Source organism: Microcoleus sp. MON2_D5, from assembly GCF_036701905.1.
Taxonomy (GTDB): domain Bacteria; phylum Cyanobacteriota; class Cyanobacteriia; order Cyanobacteriales; family Microcoleaceae; genus Microcoleus.
In genome coordinates, this window is the sequence record NZ_JAUBRM010000066.1 from 1 (window position 1) to 20356 (window position 20356).

Here is a 20356-nt window from a genome sequence, read left to right on the forward strand (position 1 = left end):
ATAAATTCGGCTACTGTTTTAACAGCATTAAAATCCACATCTGGGGCCAAACGACTCGTACCGTCTGGATTGACGACGCGGTTGATACCGACATCAATACAATAGTCAATTTTTACACAACGATAGTAGTAAGGTGCGAAATTCGCACCCTACTACTAGCGTTTCTGCGTAAGTCCTGTAAACATCAGGAGTTAATTTGTGGCTAACAATATGATAAGTTTTTCAAGCCACCAGTGATTGTCCTGAACTTAGAAACCCTGAACGGAAACAATCCTGCTTTCTAGTTCATTAGGCGTTACAGCATCTACAAAACCTAAAATCGCGTTAGAATTCCTGACTCTGATTAGAGTTCCTGAATAAACTCCGGTAATTCCGCTTCTGGGTTGAGTTGCTGAAGCAGATCCACTTGCGCCGGCCGGATCTGGAGGGAGTAATGGTTGTAAAGCTTGTGGGAAATCGATCGTATATGTTAATGCCACATTCTGTACCGGCTCCAACACTATATCATTGACCGTTAAGTCACTCGCTAATCCAATGCGAGCTAAATCAGGATCAAAACTTTCGATTATATCACTAGAATTGATATCTGTAGTGGCAGGGTCTATTCCTAGAACGCATAAATTATTGCCAAACCCACAACTTAATAAGTCTCTGCCCAAGCCGCCAACCAGAGTGTTATTCCCCTCTCCGCCGTCTAAAGCATCATTGCCTCTACCCCCAAATAAAATATCATCGCCAGCCTCTCCAAGAAGAAAATCAGCATCTAGACCACCACTGAAGGAGTTATTCCCCTCCTGTCCAAACAAGGCATCTCTTCCTTTTCCCCCAAATAAAGAATCGTTGCCTGCAAAACCTGTGAGAATATCTTCCCCTTCATTTCCCAGGATTAACTCGCTAGCCCCGGAGCCATTTACTGTATCGTCGCCATCGAGCGCCCAAGCTCCTAAAGGGAAGTTGGTTAGATCTCCAGGAGAAAGTTGAATCAATTCCGAGGTGTTGTCGCCAATTAAGCGCAATGCCCCTGACGCATCCGGTTTTAAAGCCATAGCTAAAATCTTTGTGTGTTGGTAGATTACTAACCCTACTAATTGAGCCAATACTGGCTCACAAGTGGGTCATAATTCAATTAGAACCGTATTCAATATAACTCGGAACGGTATTTTCCAAAAGCATAGCAACAGTCATCGGCCCGATTCCTCCCGGCACTGGCGTGATAAATTCGGCTACTGTTTTAACAGCATCAAAGTCCACATCTGGGGCCAAACGACTCGTACCGTCTGGATTATAGCAACAGTCCTCTGCCCGATTCCTCCCGGCACCGACGTGATAAATTCGGCTACTGTTTTAACAGCATTAAAATCCACATCTGGGGCCAAACGACTCGTACCGTCTGGATTGACGACACGGTTGATACCGACATCAATATAATAGTCAGTTTTTAAACAATCCATAGTAGTAAGGTGCGAAATTCGCACCTTACTACTAGCATTTCTGCGTAAGACCTGTAAACATCAGGAGTTAATTTGTGGCTAACAATATGATAAGTTTGTCATGCCACCAGTGATTGTCCTGAATTTAGAAACCCTGAACGGAAACAATGCTGCTTTGTAGTTCATTAGGGGTTACATTCTCTACATAACCTAAAATCGCGTTAGAATTCCTGACTCTGATTAGAGTTCCTGAAGAAAGTTCGCTAATTCCACTGACCAGATCTGGATCGAGCAATGGTTGTAAAGCTTGCGGCCCATCGAACCTAAGTGTTACTGTCACATTCTGTATCGGCTCCAACACTATATCATTCACCGTTAAGCCACTCGCTAATCCAATGCGATCAAAATCAGGATCAAAATTTACGATCAGATCACTAGAATTGATATCTGTAGTGGCAGGATCTATTCCCAGAACGCATAAATTATTGCCCAACCGACACTCTAAGAAGTCTCTGCCCAAGCCGCCAACCAGAGTGTTATTCCCCTCTTGGCCGTCTAAAAAATCATTGCCTCTACCGCCAAATAAAATATCATCGCCAGCTTCTCCAATAAGGTAATCAGCATCTAGACCACCACTGAGGCAGTCATTTCCATCAGATCCAGACAGGCCATCTCTTCCTTTTCCCCCAAATACAGAATCGTTGCCTGCAAAACCTCTGAGAATATCTTCCCCTTCATTTCCCAGGATTAACTCGCTAGCCCCTGAGCCATTTACCGTATCGTCGCCATCGAGGGCCCAAGCTCCTAAAGGGAAGTTGGTTAGAGCTCCCGGAGAAAGTTCAATGAATTCCGAGGTGTTGTCGCCAATTAAGCGCAATGTCCCTGATGGATCGGGTTTTAAAGCCATAGCTAAAATCTTTGTCTGTTGGTAGATTACTAACCCTACTTGAGCCAATACTGGCTCACAAGTGGGTCATAATTCAATTAGAACCGTATTCAATATAACTCGAAACGGTATTTTCCAAAAGCATAGCAACAGTCATCGGCCCAATTCCTCCCGGCACCGGCGTGATAAATTCGGCTACTGTTTTAACAGCATTAAAATCAACATCTCCGGCTAAACGACTCGTACCGTCTGGATTGACAATGCGGTTGATACCGACATCAATATAGTCACTTTTTACACGACCCATAGTAGTAAGGTGCGAAATACGGACCCTACTACTAGCGTTTCTGCGTAAGTCCTGTAAATATCAGGAGTTAATTTGTGGCTAACAATATGATAAGTTTGTCAGCTTACCAGTGATTGTCCTGAAATTAGAAACCCTGAACAGAAACAATGCTGCTTTGTAGTTCATTAGGCGTTACATCGTCTACAAAACCTAAAATCGCGTTAGAATTCCTGACTCTGATTAGAGTCCCTGAAACAGGTCCGCTAAATTCGCTGAGAAAAGCTGGAGGGAAGAATGCTTGTAAAGCTTGCGGGAAATCGAACCTAACTGTTAGTGTCACATTCTGTAGCGGCTCCAACACTATATCATTGACCGTTAAGTCACTCGCTAATCCAATGCGATCAAAATCAGGATCAAAACGTGCGATTCTATCACTAGAATTGATATCTGTAGTGGCAGGATCTATTCCTATAACGCATAAATTATTGCCCAACTCACAATTTAATAAGTCTCTGCCCAAGCCGCCAACCAGAGTGTTATTCCCATCTCCGCCGCCTAAAAGATCATTGCCTCTCCCCCCAAATAAAATATCATCGCCAGCGTCTCCAGTAAGGAAATCAGCATCTAGACCACCACTGAGGCAGTCATTTCCCTCATTTCCATACAGGGCATCTCTTCCTTTTCCCCCAAATAAAGAATCGTTGCCTGCCAAACCTCGGAGAATATCTTCCCCTTCATTTCCCAGAATTAACTCGCTAGCCCCTGAGCCCTCTACTGTATCGTTGCCATCGAGCGCCCAAGCTCCTAAAGGGAAGTTGTTTAGAGCTCCAGGAAAAAGTTGAATCAATTCCGAGGTGTTGTCGCCAATTAAGCGCCATGTTCCTGACGCATCCGGTTTTAAAGCCATAGCTAAAATCTCTGTGTGTTGGTAGATTACTAACCCTCATTGAACCAATACTGGCTCACAAGTTGGCACTAATTCAATTAGAACCCTATGCAATATAACTCGAAACGGTATTTTACAAAAGCATGGCAACAGTCATCGGCCCGATTCCTCCCGGCACCGGCGTTATAAATTCGGCTACTGTTTTAACAGAATTAAAATCAACATCTGGGGCCAAACGACTCGCACCGTCTGTATTGACAACGCCGACTTCGCGTTGTTGCTATCAATAATTTCTCACGCTAAATCTTAGTGATTAGTGATTTCGCTCGCAGCTTGAAATCGCTACTCCACCAACTTTCGTCCGCCGATGCGGGATCAAAGAGTAAATAATTTTACAGGACTTACGCTGCACAGTCAAATTTTACACGACCCATAGTAGTAAGGTGCGAAATACGCACCCTACTAGCGTTTCTGCGTAAGTCCTGTAAATATCAGGAGTTAATTTGTGGCTAACAAAATGATAATTTTTTCATGCCACCAGTGATTGTCCTGAGATTAGAAACCCTGAACGGAAACTATCCTGCTTTGTAGTTCATTAGGCGTTACAGCCTCTACAAAACCTAAAATCGCGTTAGAATTCCTGACTCTGATTAGAGTTCCTGAAGCAGAGCCGCTGAATTCGCTGACCTCATTTGGAGGGAGGGATTGTAGTATAACTTGTGGCAACTCTCGCCTCAAGGTTAGTGTCACATCCTGTACCTGCTCCAACACTATATCATTGACCGTTAAGTCACTCGCTAATCCAATGCGATCTAAATCAAGATCAAAACCTCCGATCAGATCACTAGAATTGATATCTGTAGTGGCAGGATCTATTCCCAGAACGCATAAATTATTGCCAAACCCACAAATTAAGAAGTCTCTGCCCAAGCCGCCAACCAGAGTGTTATCCCCCCCTGCGCCGCTTAAAAGATCATTGCCTCTACCCCCAAATAAAATATCATCGCCAGCTTGTCCACCAAGGTAATCAGCATCTAGACCACCACTGAGGCAGTCATTTCCAAAAGTTCCATACAGGCCATCTCTTCCTTTTCCCCCAAATAAAGAATCATTGCCGTCAAAACCTGCGAGAATATCTTCCCCTTCATTTCCCAGGATTAACTCGCTACCCCCTAAGCCATATACTGTATCGTCCCCATCGAGTAACCAAGCTCCTAAAGGGAAATTGGTTAGAGCTTCAGGAGAAAGTAGAATGAATTCCGAGGTGTTGTCGCCAATTAAGCGCAATGTCCCTGACGCATCCGGTTTTAAAGCCATAGCTAAAATCTTTGTCTGTTGGTAGATTACTAACCCTAATTGAGCCAATACTGGCTCACAAGTTTGCCCCTATTCAATTAGAACCGTATTCAATATAACTCGATACGGTATTTTCCAAAAGCATAGCAACAGTCATCGGCCCGATTCCTCCCGGCACCGGCGTGATAAATTCGGCTACTGTTTTAACAGCATTAAAATCAACATCTCCGGCCAAACGACTCGTACCATCTGGATTGACGACGCGGTTAATACCGACATCAATTACTACTGCTCCCGGTTTGACCATATTAGCTGTAATCATTTCTGTGCGGCCGACTGCGGCTATTAAAATATCGGCTTGATTGGTAATCGATTCTAAGTTTTGCGATCGCGAATGAGCTACCGTAACAGTACAATCGGCTTCTAACAGCATCAGCGCCATCGGTTTACCTACCAAAATACTCCGTCCCAAAACAACGGCATTTTTTCCTTTTAAATCAATCTGGTATTCCTGCAATAACCGCATCACTCCGGCGGGAGTACAACTCCGCAAACCTTGCTCCCCACGCACGAGACGGCCTAAATTTACAGGGTGAAGTCCGTCAGCATCTTTGTCGGGAGCAATTTGGTACAGCAGCCCAATTGCATCTAAGTGTTCTGGTAGCGGTAATTGAACTAAAATGCCATCTACTCGATCGTCCTCGTTGAGCGCACGAATTGCAAGTTCTAGTTCGGCTTGAGTAGCGTTTGCGGGATAATGCTGGCCGAAGGAAGCTATGCCAACCTTAGCGCAGGCTCGCTCTTTGTTGCGAACATAGGCTGCGCTAGCTGGGTTGTCGCCCACCATCAGCACCGCAAGTCCGGGAGGACGCCCCTTTTGGGGTTGTAGGGCGCGAACTCGATCGCTCAGCTCGGTTTGAATCTTTGTCGCTAAAGCTTTGCCATCTAGTATTTGAGCAGTTTTGGCATCCATTGTAGACTCTGGGTTAGGGGCGGACGATTTTAGATTTTAGCTTAATCCCCGCCAAGGACTACACTAGAGAAATTTATTACTTGCGATCGATTCTTGGGATTCTGTTAAAGTAAGTCGTATCTCACATCTCAAATCTCAAATCAGTTGACCAATGACTACTGCAATTAAGCAAGTTTGGGTTCAAAGATTCTGCACCGGCTCTTTATCGCTAATCCTCGCCAGCGGTTTTTTCAGTTGTGGCAATTTACCTCTGTCTCAACTTAATCTTGGTTTTAATGTGGCTAGCATTGGCGACGTTCAACAAAAGCGGCAAGTGGATGCTGAAGTTTATCTCCGGGGAAAGGTGGAAAATCGCGCTCCGTTTGTGGGGAATGCGGCCTATCAACTTGAGGATGGTACTGGCAGTATTTGGATTTTAACCACGCAAGATTTGCCCCAGCTTGGCGATGAAGTGTTGCTGAAGGGAGAAGTCCGCTACAAGAGTATTACTCTGAAGGAATTGGCAGGAAAGGATTTAGGTGAAGTTTATGTTGAGGAAATGGAGCAATTAAAGCGCACTCCAGCGGCTAATAAATAAAAATACGAAGCTGCTAATTTATTTCAAAAAGTAAGTCTATTTCCTACAAATCAAAGGTTTATAGTTGTGCTTGGGCGATTTGGAGCTGTTTATTTATCTTCAAAGTTCATCAACCATAATATTATGGTCTGGGCGGGTTTACCTATATTTTTGGTTAATTTTACAGATGTTGGTGAACCCGCTCCTACAGCACTTTTTTCCTTCTTTTTTCTTTCTAACACATGACTAAAATTCACGTTGCGATCGCGATTTTGTACCGAGAGGGCAAGTTTCTCTGTCAGTTGCGGGACGATATTCCTCATATCAGGTATCCCGGACATTGGGCTTTGTTTGGCGGACACTTGGAACCCGGGGAAACGCCGGAAGTTGCTGTAGTGCGGGAATTATCAGAGGAAATTGGCTATGCTCCTGCAAGTGTTTCTTTTTTCTGTTGTGATGTCGAAAAAGATGTCGTTCGCCACGTTTTTCATGCACAACTTAGTGCGGATGTCAAGGATTTAGTTTTGCTTGAGGGGTGGGATATGAAGTTGTTGACACCGGAGCAGATTCGGGCTGGCAAATGCTATTCTGAGCAGTCAGGAGATGTGCGACCTTTTGGCATTGCTCACCAGCGCATTTTATTGAATTTTATTGAGTCGATGTGAGAAAATTTCCCCGCACCCTAGATGGGAGCGGTTTGAGCGGGGAGATCTTCGTAAGGTGCGCCCGGTGGTACACCCTACATTGCAGGGTTTTAAAAGTTAAGAGCGAGCCGCAATCATTCCCGTTTGGCGCGCGTACTCAAACAGCCCTCCGGCATCTATTACAGGCCCTACTTCTCCTAAAGGTTTGAGCGAGAAAGTTCGATCGAGAGTGTGGTTGACAATTACCTCTGCTGTAAAGTCGATCGTCACTTCTTGACCGGTTACAAACAAGTCGCAGAGCCGCTCGACTGATTCCATCGGGTACAATTCCCCAGTAGCCGAGCAATTGCGAAAGAAAATGCGGGCGTAAGACAAAGCCACCACTGCTGTGACGCCGGCGGCCCCGAGAGCTATCGGAGCGTGCTCCCGCGAAGAACCGCAGCCAAAATTTTCGCCCGCTATGATAATCGGATACCGGGTTTTCTGTTCACCGGATTCGATAAACTTACCGTAGCGATCGGGCAACCCAATCATAGCGTAACTGCCTAGTTTCTCGTACTCATCCGGCTTCGAGGGAACCAGGGTCAGGTATTCGGCCGGGATAATTTGATCTGTATCGATGTTGTCGTCTACAACAAAAATTTGACCGCTAATTACTTTACCCATAGTTTATTTCCTGTTAGCCTCGCTCGATGCTGTGGTGATAATTTTAAGTGGATCGGTATGCAAGATTTGCATCTGTTCATTTTAACCTGGCAGTGTCAGTGATAACCTGTATGAGTAAAAATTAGATCCGAGACTTTGGGTTAACAATTAACAGATTGCTAAGCGTCAAGATAGTTTTATGGCCAATCCAATAGATGACATTGCTCGACAAGCTCGCGAGGGCTCGGTTGCATCGATTATTCAAATCCTTAATGACGAACTGGCACAGGTAGGGGTCAGGGCCCGAGCTGTGTTTGCAGAGGGGGTGCTGCAACTGCTGTGCGAAGCTGCAACGCCCCAAATGCTCGAAGAGTCTAGTTTGGTCGATCGAGTCCGAGAAATTTTGGAACGCATTTCGCCCCACAATATTCGCCGAGTCAACATCAACAGTCGGCTTGTCCGAGAACACCAACTGCTGTGGCTCGAAGAAATTAGCCGCGATCCCGATAATCAACTGTTGTGGTCTCAAGAAATTAAACTCCGAAAGCCGAATTTGTTCAAGCGTTTAGCCACCGCCCATCACGAACGCCAAGCTCTCTCCAGCAAGCGGGCTTTGCCGAGAATGGCTATACCTCGATCGATGCAGCAACCGCGGCAATTTCAGCGCGGTATCGTCGGCGGCATCAGCTTGACCGTGCTGTTACTTGCAGCAGTGGCAGCCATCTACAAAGGACTCAATTCCCAAGTGCCAAACAGCACACAAGCCACCACCCAAGCAGTTGCCACTGCCCCTTCCTCTGAGGCAAAACCTGCTTTGAAAATTTCTAAGGAGACTGTTAATTCTGCTGTTGACTCTTTTGCCCAAGCAGTGCGAGTAGCCGAACAAGCAGCCACCGAGGGCAAAACCGCTCAATCTCGCGAGGATTGGTTAGTCGTAGCTGCTAAGTGGCAGCAAGCTTCCGATTTGATGGCCGCCGTGCCTTCCAAGCACCCCCGCTACACAACGGCTCTGAACCGGACTGCACTTTACCGCCAAAATGGCGATAAAGCCCAACAGGAAGCACAAAATAAGTAAGCAGGTAAGTGGGAGAAATTTAATCCGAGACTTGGCTGCACGGCTCTAGGTGTTGTGAAAAATGAGTTTTTGAGCAAAAACTCGAAAACTCTCAACTATGTTATGAGTGATAATTTTTTGAATGGGAATTTTTGCGCTCGCTGTCACTCGATCGGCGGATTTGTATCAAAATAAAAATTTGTTAAGATCGCAAACTTAAATAGGAAACATCACAGAGTGAGGAGAAGGGTGTCACTAAGCGGCCTCTAGAAAAGCTTCATACTATACAATAACAGTCAAAATTAGCGGGAATGGATTGATAATCATCCGGTAAAGGATGGTAAAGTTCATCCCGTACAGATCGAAGGGTAGAAAACGGGAAAATAGAACTCTGTCAGCTTGGGGTATATTTTCAGATATCTAGTGACCCGCCGACAGGCTGCACAAACACAGAAAGCAGGGTCATAACAGTCAAGCCGACAGTTATGGAAAGGTTCTATATTTGTTGCAGCGGGAGCCGGCTCAAACATCTTAGAATAAAGGCTTGGTTGCCATGATCGATTGCCAGGGAAATCAAGACTTTAGTCCGATCGACCGATCGCCGTCCGAGTCTTGCACTTTGCATTTACCGCAAATCGCAGAACCAGTATCAGTCCAAAAATTTCTGGATCGTCTTATGCACTTCCAGGTCGATCCTGCCCTTCTCGGGCGACAAATTTGCCAAATTCTCGCCACCAGCTTTGATCGAGAACTCCTGCTGCTGCAAATAGCCAATACTTTGGGGGTTGCATGGGGGGCAGATTTCTGTTGGGTTACTGCTGTGGTTGACCAAAAAGTAGTAAATCCGAATGCTTACTGGCAAAATAGCAGCGATTTCCCCTATGTTGCCGGTGTTGCGGATTCCACCGAAACACCGGAAAACCCGCAAACCCCAAGATTAAAACCGCCTAGCATATCACTCGAACATCCCGCTTGGGCAAACGTCCTAGCAGACGGCGAGATAGTGGCGATATCCGATTATCTTGATCGTCCGGCAGCTTCATCGCCCAATTCTCCTGTGACTGCGCTGCCTTTTCGGGCAATTTTGGCAGGGCCTGCCCGATTTGGAGGGGCTGTAAATGGCATGGTGATTGTTGGTAAGTCGCAACCTCACGAGTGGTCGGTAGCCGATCGGCAGCGCCTTGAAGCAGCATCAGAGGCGATCGGCATCGCGATTTCTCACATTCAAAAAACTCAAGAAATTGCCAGCTTAAACGAACAGTTACAGCGACAAGCTAAATACAAAAATCTACTCATGTCAGTTGCTGCATCGATCGACACAAATTCAGAAGTCGATCGAATATTGCAGCAAGTTATTGAAAATACCGTCGATACCCTGGAAGTAGATAGAGGTCAAATCCTGCTATTGAAATATACAGACCCTCTATTTAAAGATCGCTCCCCCAATCAAACGCCCAAAGCGAAAGTCGAATTCCTCTGCGAATCCGTTGTAAAAAAAGCTCCAAACAAACAGGCAATAACACAAAGCGCTACTGGGAAAAAAAGCTCAACATCCAAAACAAAAAACAAGGATAAAACTGCTAATTCCCAATCCAAAATCCCCAACTCAAAACCAAATAACTCTCCCGCTTTTTGGCTGTCAGAATCTAATTTGTGCCGCCAAGCATTCCACGGCGCACCCAAACCCCTCGCCCTCGCTGACGCAGGCCAATTAATCGGCAAAGAACAAGAAGCAGCCAAAGAAATTTTGAAACTCCAAGGTATTCGCGGCTTGCTGCTGGTTCCCCTCACGGGCGGTTGCTGCCAGGAAACAGTTTTGGGTTTCTTGGTTTTGCAGCACTCCGAGCCGCGCACTTGGACCCCGGAAGAATTAGAAGTTCTGGAATCAGTCAGCGCTCAAGCGAGCAAGATGATTATCCAAACTCAAACGCTTAAGGAATTGCAAACCGCAGTCTTAGACAGAACCGCTCAGTTGCAGCAAAGCCTCGACCTGCAGGGGAAACTGTACGAACAATCTGCCAATCAGCTAGAGCAAATGCGGAAATTGAAGGTGATTAAAGACGAGTTTCTCAGCACTCTGAGTCACGAGTTGCGTACCCCTTTAACAATCATGAAGCTAGCGATTCTGATGCTCAAACAAGCTGAACTGCCGTCCGCGAGTCGGACTAAGTATCTCGACATTCTCGAACAGCAGTGTTCTAAGGAAACTGCTCTGGTTAACGATTTGCTGGCCCTCAAACAGTTTGAGCCTCAGCAAGTCCCGATTTCTCTAATCAAAATCGATCTCAACCGTTTATTGCAAGATTTAGTTAAGGATTTTGAAAAACAGTGGGCGGATAAGCAATTGACTCTGAAGGTGGATTTGCCCAAGTTAACCCCTTGCTGGGAAACCGACCCGGACATTCTCAATCGGGTACTGCTGGAACTGCTGACGAATGCTGGAAAATACTCTGCTTCTGGAACGGCGGTAGTTTTGGAGGCGTCTGAGGCAGCCGGCTATATTGTCCTGAGCATTTCTAATTTCGGGCGCGGCATTTCTGCTGCTGATTTACCCCACATCTTTGACAAGTTCCGCCGCGGCACTGGCATTACTGACCAAGCTATCGCCGGTACGGGTTTGGGTCTGGCTCTGGTAAAGTCTTTAGTGCAGCACTTGAATGGTACTATTGATGTATCTAGCTGTCCGGCAGAAAGTTCAGAATCTGACAATTTGTGGCGCACATCTTTTACTCTGACTCTGCCGCAATTTGCAGCGGAACTCTGTAATGTAGAAGAATAGTTCGGTTGAGAAGCTGCTGGGAATTGGCAGCGAACAGGCGAAACTAGAAAACTTGCCAGAAGAGGGAGATTTGGAAATGTCGTAAACCCTACCAAGTCCTCTGTTTTGAATTATTGGTCTGGTTGCAGTCTAAATTGCCGGTTCTCAATTGCTGATTTTCCCCAAGACTTATATTATGTCTAGTTATTGGGCTGTAATTAGCGCGTGTTTGTCGTGAGTACGACTGTCCTCTATTTATGAATAATTAATGAGGACTTGCATTACTTACTAGGAACTTAATTATAATTGTATAGTCGGAGATGACATTACGCAGTATAGACCAAAGAAACTGAGTTTTTTAACTGTTTCAAAGGCCTGCCATCCGTCTTTTCGTACAAGCCGGTTTCTGCGTCCTGGATTGTCCCCTAAAAATTGTCACGGTGCATGGAATTCGATAGCCAATATTATGCTCACAAAAGCTGCACCTAAAACCCTGCGTTGGCAACGTTCTAAATATTCGCCACTGGCACGGCAAATAGACATTTTTGCAGCGGCGGGAAAGTTTATGTTTTTTTTGTGGTGGGACGGACTGCTGCAAAATAATTCGCCTCAAACTAGAAGAATTCGGGCTCATTGGTTGGTCAATACTTTGCTGAATTTAGGCCCGACTTTTATTAAAATCGGGCAGTCTCTCTCGACTCGGGCGGATTTGCTGCCGCTTGAGTATGTGAAGGAACTCGAACAGTTGCAGGATCGGGTTCCTCAGTTTAGTTCCGAAGAGGCGATCGCTCTTGTAGAATCAGAGTTAGGCAAGGATATTTATGCTTTGTACCGCGATTTTGACCCGTCGCCGATCGCTGCTGCGAGTCTGGGACAGGTACACAAAGCGAGGCTGCACACCGGGGAAGATGTGATTGTGAAGGTGCAGCGTCCGGGTTTGGAAAGTTTATTTGATTTGGATGTGAAGGCGGTGCGCCAAGTGATGCGTTTTTGCGATCGCTATTTGCCTGGAACGCGCAAATATGACCTGGAATCTATTTATCACGAGTTTTTTAAGATTTTATATCAAGAAATTGACTACGTGCAAGAAGGTAAAAATTCCGATCGGTTTAGCCATAATTTTCGAGAATATCCTCAGGTTATTGTCCCGAAAGTCTACTGGCAATACACGACTAAAAAAGTGCTGACTCTAGAATACGCACCCGGCATTAAGGTGGACGACCGCATTAGTTTAGAGGCGATTGGAGTGGATATTGTGAAGCTCAATCAACTCGGAATTTGCTGTTATTTAAAACAGTTGTTAATAGACGGTTTTTTTCAAGCTGACCCGCATCCGGGAAATTTGGCGGTGACAGAAGATGGTAGCTTGATTTTTTACGATTTTGGGATGATGGCTGAGATAAAGTCTCTGGCTAAAGACCAAATGGTCAAGACTTTTTTTGCTGTGATGAGAAAGGATACTGACGAGGTACTCAATACTTTAATTTCGATCGGCTTGGTTGAGCCGATGCCGGATATGATGCCGGTACGCAGGCTGATTGCTTTTCTGTTGGATAAGTTTATTGATAAGCCGATCGACCTTCAAGCTTTTAATGAAATTAAGAACGAACTTTACATCATGTTCGAGCAGCAACCGTTTCGCTTGCCTGCAGAAATGATGTTTATTGTCAAGTCCGTGACGACTCTCGACGGCATAGCTAGAACTCTCGACCCTAACTACAATTTCATAGCATCCGCTCAGCCTTTTGTCAAGAGTATTGCGGTGAGCAAGGGGCGGGGAAATGCGATCGGAGAATTGGCAAGGCAAGCGCGAAGTTTTATTACATATAAGTTACGGCAGCCGAGCAAATCGCAGGTTTTTATCAAGCGTTTGGAGCAGCGAATTGAAGAGGGTGAACTGCAAATTAGAGTCCGAAATATCGAGAGCGAAAGAGCCTTGAAACGCATTAATTTAGCCCTTAAAACTCTAATTTTCGCTTGTCTGACTGGTTTTGTGTTTTTGTCGGGTGCAGTGCTGTTGATAGGCGGATACAAAACGGGGGCGATCGCAGCTTTTGCGGTTTCGGGATTCGGTGGCTTGTTTGTGTTGCGTTCGTTGTTAGACTTGTTGGTTAAGGAAAAGCTCGATCGAATGGTCGATCGATAAATATACTGGCTAATTGGGAATTGCGATCGTAGTCAGGACTTTCGCCCTCATTAAAAAGACTAATGCTGACTCATTTCTCCTGCATTTGTAGGTTATTTAATGCTGTCCAACGCTCATATTCCGATTCTTGGGCCACTAACTCTGCTTCTATCTCTGCTCAATTTTCGTGATAATCAGTGCAGGATAAACCTGCGCTAAGCAGAGACGATCCAATTCTGCTGCTATTTAGTCAGCAATATTACCTTGTTATATAACGCTGTAATTCGCTGCACTAATGTGGCAGTACCTGCAATAATAGCGATACAATTGCGAAGGTGTGGAGCGCGGATAATTAAAGTGGCAATATCCGTTAAGTTTAGCCTATGCGAATCAAAGGTTAAAAATTAGGTAGCCCTGCACAGTCAATAATTAAGGGTTTTATTTGATAGGTCAACTGGCGTTCTACTCATCAATAAAATACCAAAGAGCTGCCTATAATATTGGAGAGTATTTTAAAGTGGTGATTTCCCCCTACAAAATATTCTTTGTATCAGAGTATTATTAAATCTTTCTAGTTAGTCTGACCACTATCCTTTCCTACTGCTATATCTTGTTAAACAGGAGGATTGGTGATTTTTTGAGTGATCAAGTTTTTAATCTCGTGAGGCTCACTCTTGATGAGAGAAAAAGGAGATCCCTTTTTTGGCACACTATATATAGTGGGCCTGCGTAAGTCCTGTCAAAGCTAAAGTCCTCTTAGATATGACTCAAGAACTCATTAGTCCTCATAGCGAGCTCTTTAGCTAAAAAACCCGTGGGTTTCCACCCCTGGAGGACTTGCGGACGGTCGGCTGACGTTGGTACTGCAAAGTAAACTTGTTAAAATAATTTGCGACTTTAGGTAGGGGCGGATGCTCAAAGCACGAAGTTATACTCCTAAAATATATTAAACGCGATCGCCCGCCCCTACAAAAAATGTACGCCCAAACATTGCTAAAACCAGACGGCCGCCCACTCACACTGTACAGTCGCTACCCAATCCCAGAAGGTATCGCGGCCGTAAGTCCCAGCAATGAACCAGTAGAGGCAAACCCCCACTTTCGGTGGCATCCTTTGCGGGGGGAATGGGTAGCATACGCCAGCCACCGTCAGGGAAGAACTTTCATGCCGCCGCCGGAATACAACCCGCTGGCAGCTACAATTAACCCTAAGTTTCCGACAGAATTGCCGCCGGGAGAGTACGATGTAGCAGTGTTTGACAACCGCTTTCCCTCGCTGACTCTGCAAGCAAAAAATGCAGCTGCAAATATTGTCGAAACTTTGCCCGCCAAGGGCATTTGCGAAGTCGTTGTTTTCACTCAAGATCCGCTAGCTTCATTGGGTTCTTTGGAGTTATCTCACTTGGAATTATTGTTAGAAGTATGGGCCGATCGCACTTCAGTTATTGGCAGCAATCCCGAAATTCAATACGTCTTGCCCTTTGAAAATCGCGGCGTCGAAGTCGGAGTAACTTTGCACCATCCCCACGGTCAAATTTACGCTTATCCGTTCGTACCACCGGTGCCGGCACGGATGTTAGAATGTCAATCGGTTTATTATCAAAAAAACAGTAGCGGTTTGCTGCAAGATTTGATTCAAAAAGAGATTTCCGACAAACAGCGAATTATTTATTTAGACGAAGAGGCGATCGCCTTTGTCCCCGCTTGTGCCCGCTACCCTTACGAAGTGTGGATTGCCCCGATCGCCCCCGCTGCTACATTTGTCGATTTGACGGAAAAACAGCGTCAATCACTCGCTAAAGCCTTAAAAACAGTCACCCTCAAATATGACGGTTTGTGGCATCGCCCATTCCCTTATTTGATGGCTTGGTTTCAAGGGCCAACAGACGGTAAACCCCATCCAGAAGCGCATTTGCACGCCCAATTTTATCCGCCCTATCGCTCGAGCGAGCGGCTAAAATACCTCGCAGGAACCGAACTCGCCGCCGGAATGTTTGCCAACGACGCTTTACCCGAAGAAAAAGCTAAAGAATTGCAAGCCGTATCGGTCAATCTATCTTAGATTTTAGATTTTAGATTTTGGGTCAATATATGATAAACTCATTCAACAAAGAAGTCGATATAAAACTCGAATTCATCCGCAAAGCCTTAACCGAAACAAAAGCGATCGCCCTTCGCTTGCGAGGCACTGACTGGTTTGCCTGGGCCACAGCCGGCGGTTCCCATACAGTATTGCTAACTGCAGAAACCGGGGTTGCAGAAATATTAATTACTGCGGAAAACGCTTGGGTTCTCACCGATGAAATAGAAGCTCAACGCTTGCAGGACGAGGAATTGCCAGCCAACTTTCAAATGCACATCTATCCTTGGGCAGATGTTGCACAGCGCGAAGCTTTCGTCAAAGAAATTACTGGTGACGGTAACGTCATGAGCGATCGGCCAATTTATCCCAAAGAAACGCCAATAATCGCATCTTTACAGTCTCGCAAACAGACAATGATGTCAAGCGAATTAGAGCGATACCGGCGAGTCGGGCGTTTAGCTAGCGAAGCGATGACAGAGGTACTTTCTGCAGCCAAACCAACATGGACAGAATATCAGCTAGCGGGAGCCGGTGCAGAGGCTTTGTGGGCGAGAGGTTTGCATCCAGCCCTGACATTAGTTGCTGGAGAAAGGCGTTTACCAATGTACCGCCACGCCACAGCTACCGCCGAACAAATTGGACGACAAGCAATGTTAGTATTTTGCGCGAGGGGATGGGGTTTGTATGCAAATTTAACCAGATTTGTCTGTTTCGATTTTCTTGGGGAAAAGTATTCAGAGTTGCACCGACAAGTCAGGGAAATTGAAGCAGCGGCGCTAAATTTGTGTCAGCCGGGAGTAACGCTGAATGCGGTTTATGATACGCTTAAAACTGCTTACGAAGAGCACGGATATCCTCAAGCAATTGCGGAACACCATCAAGGCGGAACTACCGGATATTTGGCGCGGGAAATTGTGGCGAATCCGGCTACTTCAGATATTTTGGCAGAAAATGTGGCTGTGGCTTGGAATCCGAGTTTGTCGGGAGCAAAAATTGAGGATACGTTTTTAATTCACAGCGATGGAACGTTGGAAAATTTGACCTTTGATCCGAATTGGCCGAGTGTAGAAGTAGCGGGAAGGTTGCGGCCAGTACCGCTGGAAATATGGCACGATCGACCGTCGTCAATTTAACTTATCGCTTTATTTTTATCTCAGGCGCGATCGACAAGTCTTATCAATTCCGGTTGCACTCCTCATGATTGCTTGACGAGTGACTGTCAGTCGAAAAACTGAATGATTGTTAAGTGTTGACTGTTGACTCGATTTTATTATTCCTTCCGATGCAACCGGAAACGATATCCTTGCTAAGGCCTGATTTAGAATGAAATAGCCCTGCCTAGAGGAGTTTAGGCACAACTTGAAGATGTAGTATGACTAAAGGCGTTTATCTCAAAAAAAATAGGCTAGCCATATTTCACAGCGCCTATCTCAATCACAATTTTAATGGCTCCCCGCAACGCCGTCTTACCTCAGCTTTTGACCTGGTATTTTACCAGGTGGGTACCGTTGGCTCGGACTTAAAGTTTCTGGGTACAAGCCCAGTTTACTTCTTCGTCTGCTCCGGCTTCTGGTAAGAGCTGGAGACGGACTTAAAGTTTATGGGTACAAGCCCAGTTTACTGCTGTCCAAACATCTTGATTCCCGAGAGTTAAGAGTTATAGATCAAAAAAACATTATTGGCAGTCACCAACGTCGCAGTAGAACCTTTATTTAATATATACCAACTAACCAGATTTTGGCAACCTTCGAGCAATTTAACTTGCATACCAGATGGATTCTACGGTTTGAGCGAGATCCTCTGCTGACGATCGCCCCTGAGCCACCAATTCCGCGTCGAGCACAACTGTAACGTGACCGAGTTTGCGGCCGGGACGCGATTCTTTCTTACCATACCAATGTACAAAAGCACCGCTAATTTGTGCCAGTTGTTTTCTTTTTGCTAAATAATCGGACTGGGCAGACTCGTAGCCTAGCAAATTTACCATGACAGCGCCTGCACATTTCAGAGCCGAATTGCCTAAAGGCAGTTGACAAACTGCGCGCAAATGCTGTTCAAATTGTGAAGTTTCGCAGGCATCAATGGTAAAATGTCCCGAGTTGTGAGTGCGGGGTGCAATTTCATTGACTAACAGCTTATTATCGGCGGTTAAAAATAATTCAATGCCGAATACGCCGACAGCTTGCAAACTGTTGAGGAGAGTGCGGGCGAGCGCACAAGCTTCAGTTTTCACATCTAAACTAATATCAGCGGGCGCAATCACCAGATGACAAACCTGATTTTGCTGCTGAGTTTCCACTATCGGATAAATAGCAATTTCGCCATTTGCCGATCGAGCCGCAATCACTGCCAACTCGCGATCGAACGGCACAAACTCTTCCACTAGCAAAGACTGACCTTGGAGTTTAGCACGAATTGACTCCAAACTCCCCCGATCGTTAACAATAAAAGTACCTTGGCCGTCATAACCGTGGCGGCGAACTTTGAGGACAAAGGGAAAGTCGATCGATCCAGCATCCGAGTCTCCTTCCATCTGCACGCTGTCGGAAACCGAAATTGCCGGAAAGTCGATCGCCACCGCCTTAGACAATTCTGGGGGCAAATCCGCGCTGCAATCCCATTCCCAAAACCTCGGAGTTGGTAAACCCAAACCTTGTAAATAACAGCGCTGAACGTACTTATCCAACAAAGGAGAAAGCGACGACAAACTCGGCTGAAATAACACACCTTGCTGTTCTAGCGGCCGCAAACCATCCAAATCCACAAACTCATTTTCAAAAGTAATAACATCGCAGCCAGCCGCCAATTGAGCCGTAGCCAAAACATCATCAACAGCAGCCAAAACAACACCAGCAGCAACAGAAACTGCCGGGTCAGTAGCATGGGGAGTTTGTACTACCAATTCAATACCTAGCGCCCTAGCAGCATCCCCCATCATCGAAGCTAGCTGGCCGCCGCCGACAACGCCCACCCGCTTAAATTTGGCAGACGAACTCGCAGCGGTTTGATTTGATTTCATGTGAGTAAAATTTCGCAAAGTCAACCTGCCTATCTTATCGCTATTTGGCCCTGGCTCTATTACAGTAATTGAAGAGTTAAAAGCCAGAAAAGAGTTTTAATTGCAGGATTAAATCGAGGCAGAACCCCTAAAAATTGGGCAGCTAAAGTCTTTAATTATTGCACGCTCCCAGCCATTGAGAAACAGCGGTCGAAGCCCACTCCTCCAGAAAAGTGCCACATCTAGCAATTCCCTAGCGCCAAGCATGGCATAATTGACAGCACTGCAAAAAGCAGATAGACAGATGCCAACACTGAAAATCAGACATTCAGGAAACAAAATTTATAGGTGAGGATACTGTGAAAGTTTTAGTTGTGGGAAACGGAGGGCGCGAACACGCCATCGCAAAAAAACTGCTAGAATCTACGCGGATTAAACAAGTATTCTGCGTACCGGGCAACGGCGGCACAGCTACGACCCCAGGCTGTCAAAATCTGTCGCTCAACATCGACGACTTCCAAGGCATCGAACGCTTTGTGATGGTCAACAACATCGGATTAGTCATCGTCGGCCCCGAATTGCCCCTATCGCTAGGCATCGCCGACTATTTCCAACAGAAAAAACTCATGATTTTCGGGCCCACCAAAGCCGGCGCCCAAATTGAATCCAGCAAATCCTGGGCCAAAGAATTGATGCTCCAAGCAGGCATCCCCACACCCAAAGCTGCCGTATTTACAGACGCAGAAGCAGCAAAAGCATACGTTCTGGAACAAGGAACCCCAATAGTCATCAAAGCAGACGGACTCGCATCAGGCAAAGGAGTCACCGTTGCCACCACCGTCAAAATGGCTCACAGCGCCATCAACACCATTTTCCGAGGCGAATTCGGCACCGACAACCTCCGAGTCGTCGTCGAAGAATTCTTAACAGGTCAAGAAGTCTCGATTCTCGCCCTCACCGACGGCATCACAGTGGAACCGTTGCTGCCGGCCCAAGACCACAAAGCTATCGGCGAAGGCGACCAGGGAGCCAACACCGGCGGTATGGGAGCCTACGCCCCAGCGCCCATTGTCACCCCGGAACTCATGGAAAGGATTCAAGAAGAAATTCTCGAACCCACCCTCGCAGCACTGCAAAAACGCAAAATCGACTACCGGGGTGTACTCTACGCAGGTTTAATGATTACCCCCGAGGGAGAACCCAAAGTCTTAGAATTCAACTGCCGTTTCGGAGATCCCGAAACTCAAGCGGTTTTGTCACTGCTGGAAACCCCTTTAGAAGATTTGGTACTGGCCTGCTGTCAGCAGCGTCTCGGTGAATATTCTATTCGCTGGAAGTCGGGGGCCTCTGTTTGCGTAGTTTTGGCTTCTGGGGGCTATCCTGGAACTTATCAAAAAGGCAAAGTTATTACAGGTATCGAGGAAGCTGAAGCCAAAGGAGCAGAAGTGTTTCACGCCGGCACTCAGTTGAAGCAGCAGCAGTTGGTGAGCGACGGCGGCCGGGTTTTGGGCGTCACTGCGACGGGAGAAACTTTGGAACAAGCTATTTCCAAAGCTTATGCAGCAGTTGATTGCATCCAATTTGAAGGGGTCTACTGCCGCCGGGACATCGGCCGCCGAGCTCTGGGCGATAAAAATTAGGAACTGCGACATCGGCCGCCATCCCACAGCCAAGCAATCTCAATGTAGAAATGTAACAATGAAGTTTGGTATCTCTGCGGTGGCGGTAGCGGACAAG

The 20356-nt window shown here is 46.2% G+C and carries 16 protein-coding genes, 1 other RNA gene and 4 pseudogenes; 9 read left to right on the plus strand and 12 right to left on the minus strand.

Annotated elements, in window-relative coordinates:
- Positions 1–206 (plus strand): hypothetical protein (locus QUA47_RS22025; protein ID WP_333432328.1); only part of this gene is annotated, 206 nt, incomplete at its 5' end.
- A 42-nt stretch (positions 207–248) separates the two neighbouring features.
- On the opposite strand, the gene QUA47_RS22030 is transcribed toward QUA47_RS22025, so the two are convergent.
- The 9 genes and pseudogenes from QUA47_RS22030 to folD all read right to left on the minus strand — a co-directional run bounded on the left by QUA47_RS22030 (position 249) and on the right by folD (position 5757).
- Entirely contained in the window at positions 249–1046 is a 798-nt protein-coding gene (locus tag QUA47_RS22030; protein ID WP_333432329.1) for a calcium-binding protein, read from the minus strand.
- A 76-nt stretch (positions 1047–1122) separates the two neighbouring features.
- A pseudogene (locus QUA47_RS22035) lies at positions 1123–1323 on the minus strand (hypothetical protein); the annotation flags it as partial.
- A 17-nt stretch (positions 1324–1340) separates the two neighbouring features.
- Positions 1341–1451, minus strand: a pseudogene (locus QUA47_RS31060) (hypothetical protein); the annotation flags it as partial.
- A 124-nt stretch (positions 1452–1575) separates the two neighbouring features.
- On the minus strand, positions 1576–2337 hold the full coding sequence (locus QUA47_RS22045; protein WP_333432331.1) for a calcium-binding protein: 762 nt from the start codon (positions 2335–2337) through the stop codon (positions 1576–1578).
- 73 nt (positions 2338–2410) lie between these two features.
- Positions 2411–2599 (minus strand): annotated as a pseudogene (locus tag QUA47_RS22050) (bifunctional 5,10-methylene-tetrahydrofolate dehydrogenase/5,10-methylene-tetrahydrofolate cyclohydrolase); the annotation flags it as partial.
- A 148-nt stretch (positions 2600–2747) separates the two neighbouring features.
- Positions 2748–3509 (minus strand): calcium-binding protein, encoded by a 762-nt coding sequence (locus tag QUA47_RS22055; protein WP_333432332.1) that lies wholly within the window; start codon positions 3507–3509, stop codon positions 2748–2750.
- Positions 3510–3621: 112 nt separating this feature from the next.
- Positions 3622–3744, minus strand: a pseudogene (locus QUA47_RS22060) (bifunctional 5,10-methylene-tetrahydrofolate dehydrogenase/5,10-methylene-tetrahydrofolate cyclohydrolase); the annotation flags it as partial.
- Positions 3745–4043: 299 nt separating this feature from the next.
- The gene (locus QUA47_RS22065) at positions 4044–4805 is read right to left on the minus strand and encodes a calcium-binding protein (RefSeq protein WP_333405709.1); all 762 of its coding nucleotides are present in this window, start codon (positions 4803–4805) and stop codon (positions 4044–4046) included.
- 73 nt (positions 4806–4878) lie between these two features.
- A complete protein-coding gene (gene folD, locus QUA47_RS22070; protein ID WP_333405710.1) occupies positions 4879–5757 on the minus strand; it encodes a bifunctional methylenetetrahydrofolate dehydrogenase/methenyltetrahydrofolate cyclohydrolase FolD in 879 nt (292 codons plus the stop codon).
- A 151-nt stretch (positions 5758–5908) separates the two neighbouring features.
- Here folD and QUA47_RS22075 point away from each other — a divergent pair, with 151 nt between their 5' ends.
- Positions 5909–6334, plus strand: a complete 426-nt coding sequence (locus tag QUA47_RS22075; protein WP_242722186.1) for a DNA-binding protein — start codon at positions 5909–5911, stop codon at positions 6332–6334.
- A 221-nt stretch (positions 6335–6555) separates the two neighbouring features.
- Positions 6556–6978, plus strand: coding sequence for an NUDIX hydrolase (locus QUA47_RS22080; protein WP_333213581.1), 423 nt, complete (start codon positions 6556–6558; stop codon positions 6976–6978).
- A gap of 96 nt (positions 6979–7074) precedes the next feature.
- On the opposite strand, the gene QUA47_RS22085 is transcribed toward QUA47_RS22080, so the two are convergent.
- Positions 7075–7623 carry a LeuD/DmdB family oxidoreductase small subunit gene (locus tag QUA47_RS22085; protein ID WP_190732517.1) on the minus strand — a complete coding sequence of 183 codons (549 nt, stop codon included), beginning with the start codon at positions 7621–7623 and terminating at the stop codon, positions 7075–7077.
- A 178-nt stretch (positions 7624–7801) separates the two neighbouring features.
- On the opposite strand from QUA47_RS22085, the gene QUA47_RS22090 reads away from it, so the two are divergent.
- From QUA47_RS22090 to QUA47_RS22110, 5 genes are all read left to right on the plus strand, one after another.
- A complete protein-coding gene (locus QUA47_RS22090) occupies positions 7802–8677 on the plus strand; it encodes a hypothetical protein (RefSeq protein WP_333432333.1) in 876 nt (291 codons plus the stop codon).
- Between the two features lie 532 nt (positions 8678–9209).
- Positions 9210–11435, plus strand: a complete 2226-nt coding sequence (locus QUA47_RS22095) for a GAF domain-containing sensor histidine kinase (protein ID WP_333432348.1) — start codon at positions 9210–9212, stop codon at positions 11433–11435.
- A 445-nt stretch (positions 11436–11880) separates the two neighbouring features.
- A complete protein-coding gene (locus QUA47_RS22100; protein WP_333432334.1) occupies positions 11881–13560 on the plus strand; it encodes an AarF/ABC1/UbiB kinase family protein in 1680 nt (559 codons plus the stop codon).
- 954 nt (positions 13561–14514) lie between these two features.
- Positions 14515–15600, plus strand: a complete 1086-nt coding sequence (gene galT, locus QUA47_RS22105) for a galactose-1-phosphate uridylyltransferase (RefSeq protein ID WP_333432335.1) — start codon at positions 14515–14517, stop codon at positions 15598–15600.
- A gap of 29 nt (positions 15601–15629) precedes the next feature.
- Positions 15630–16754: a M24 family metallopeptidase gene (locus QUA47_RS22110; protein ID WP_333432336.1), complete on the plus strand. Its 1125-nt coding sequence runs from the start codon at positions 15630–15632 to the stop codon at positions 16752–16754.
- Between the two features lie 313 nt (positions 16755–17067).
- Here the strand turns inward: QUA47_RS22110 and ssrS are convergent.
- Together ssrS and QUA47_RS22120 are read right to left on the minus strand one after the other, a co-directional pair.
- A non-coding RNA gene (ssrS, locus tag QUA47_RS22115) (6S RNA) lies at positions 17068–17327 on the minus strand.
- Positions 17328–17377: 50 nt separating this feature from the next.
- Positions 17378–18640, minus strand: a complete 1263-nt coding sequence (locus QUA47_RS22120) for a 5-(carboxyamino)imidazole ribonucleotide synthase (protein WP_333432337.1) — start codon at positions 18638–18640, stop codon at positions 17378–17380.
- 338 nt (positions 18641–18978) lie between these two features.
- Here QUA47_RS22120 and purD point away from each other — a divergent pair, with 338 nt between their 5' ends.
- Positions 18979–20259, plus strand: coding sequence for a phosphoribosylamine--glycine ligase (purD, locus tag QUA47_RS22125; RefSeq protein WP_333432338.1), 1281 nt, complete (start codon positions 18979–18981; stop codon positions 20257–20259).
- Positions 20260–20356: the final 97 nt, after the last annotated feature.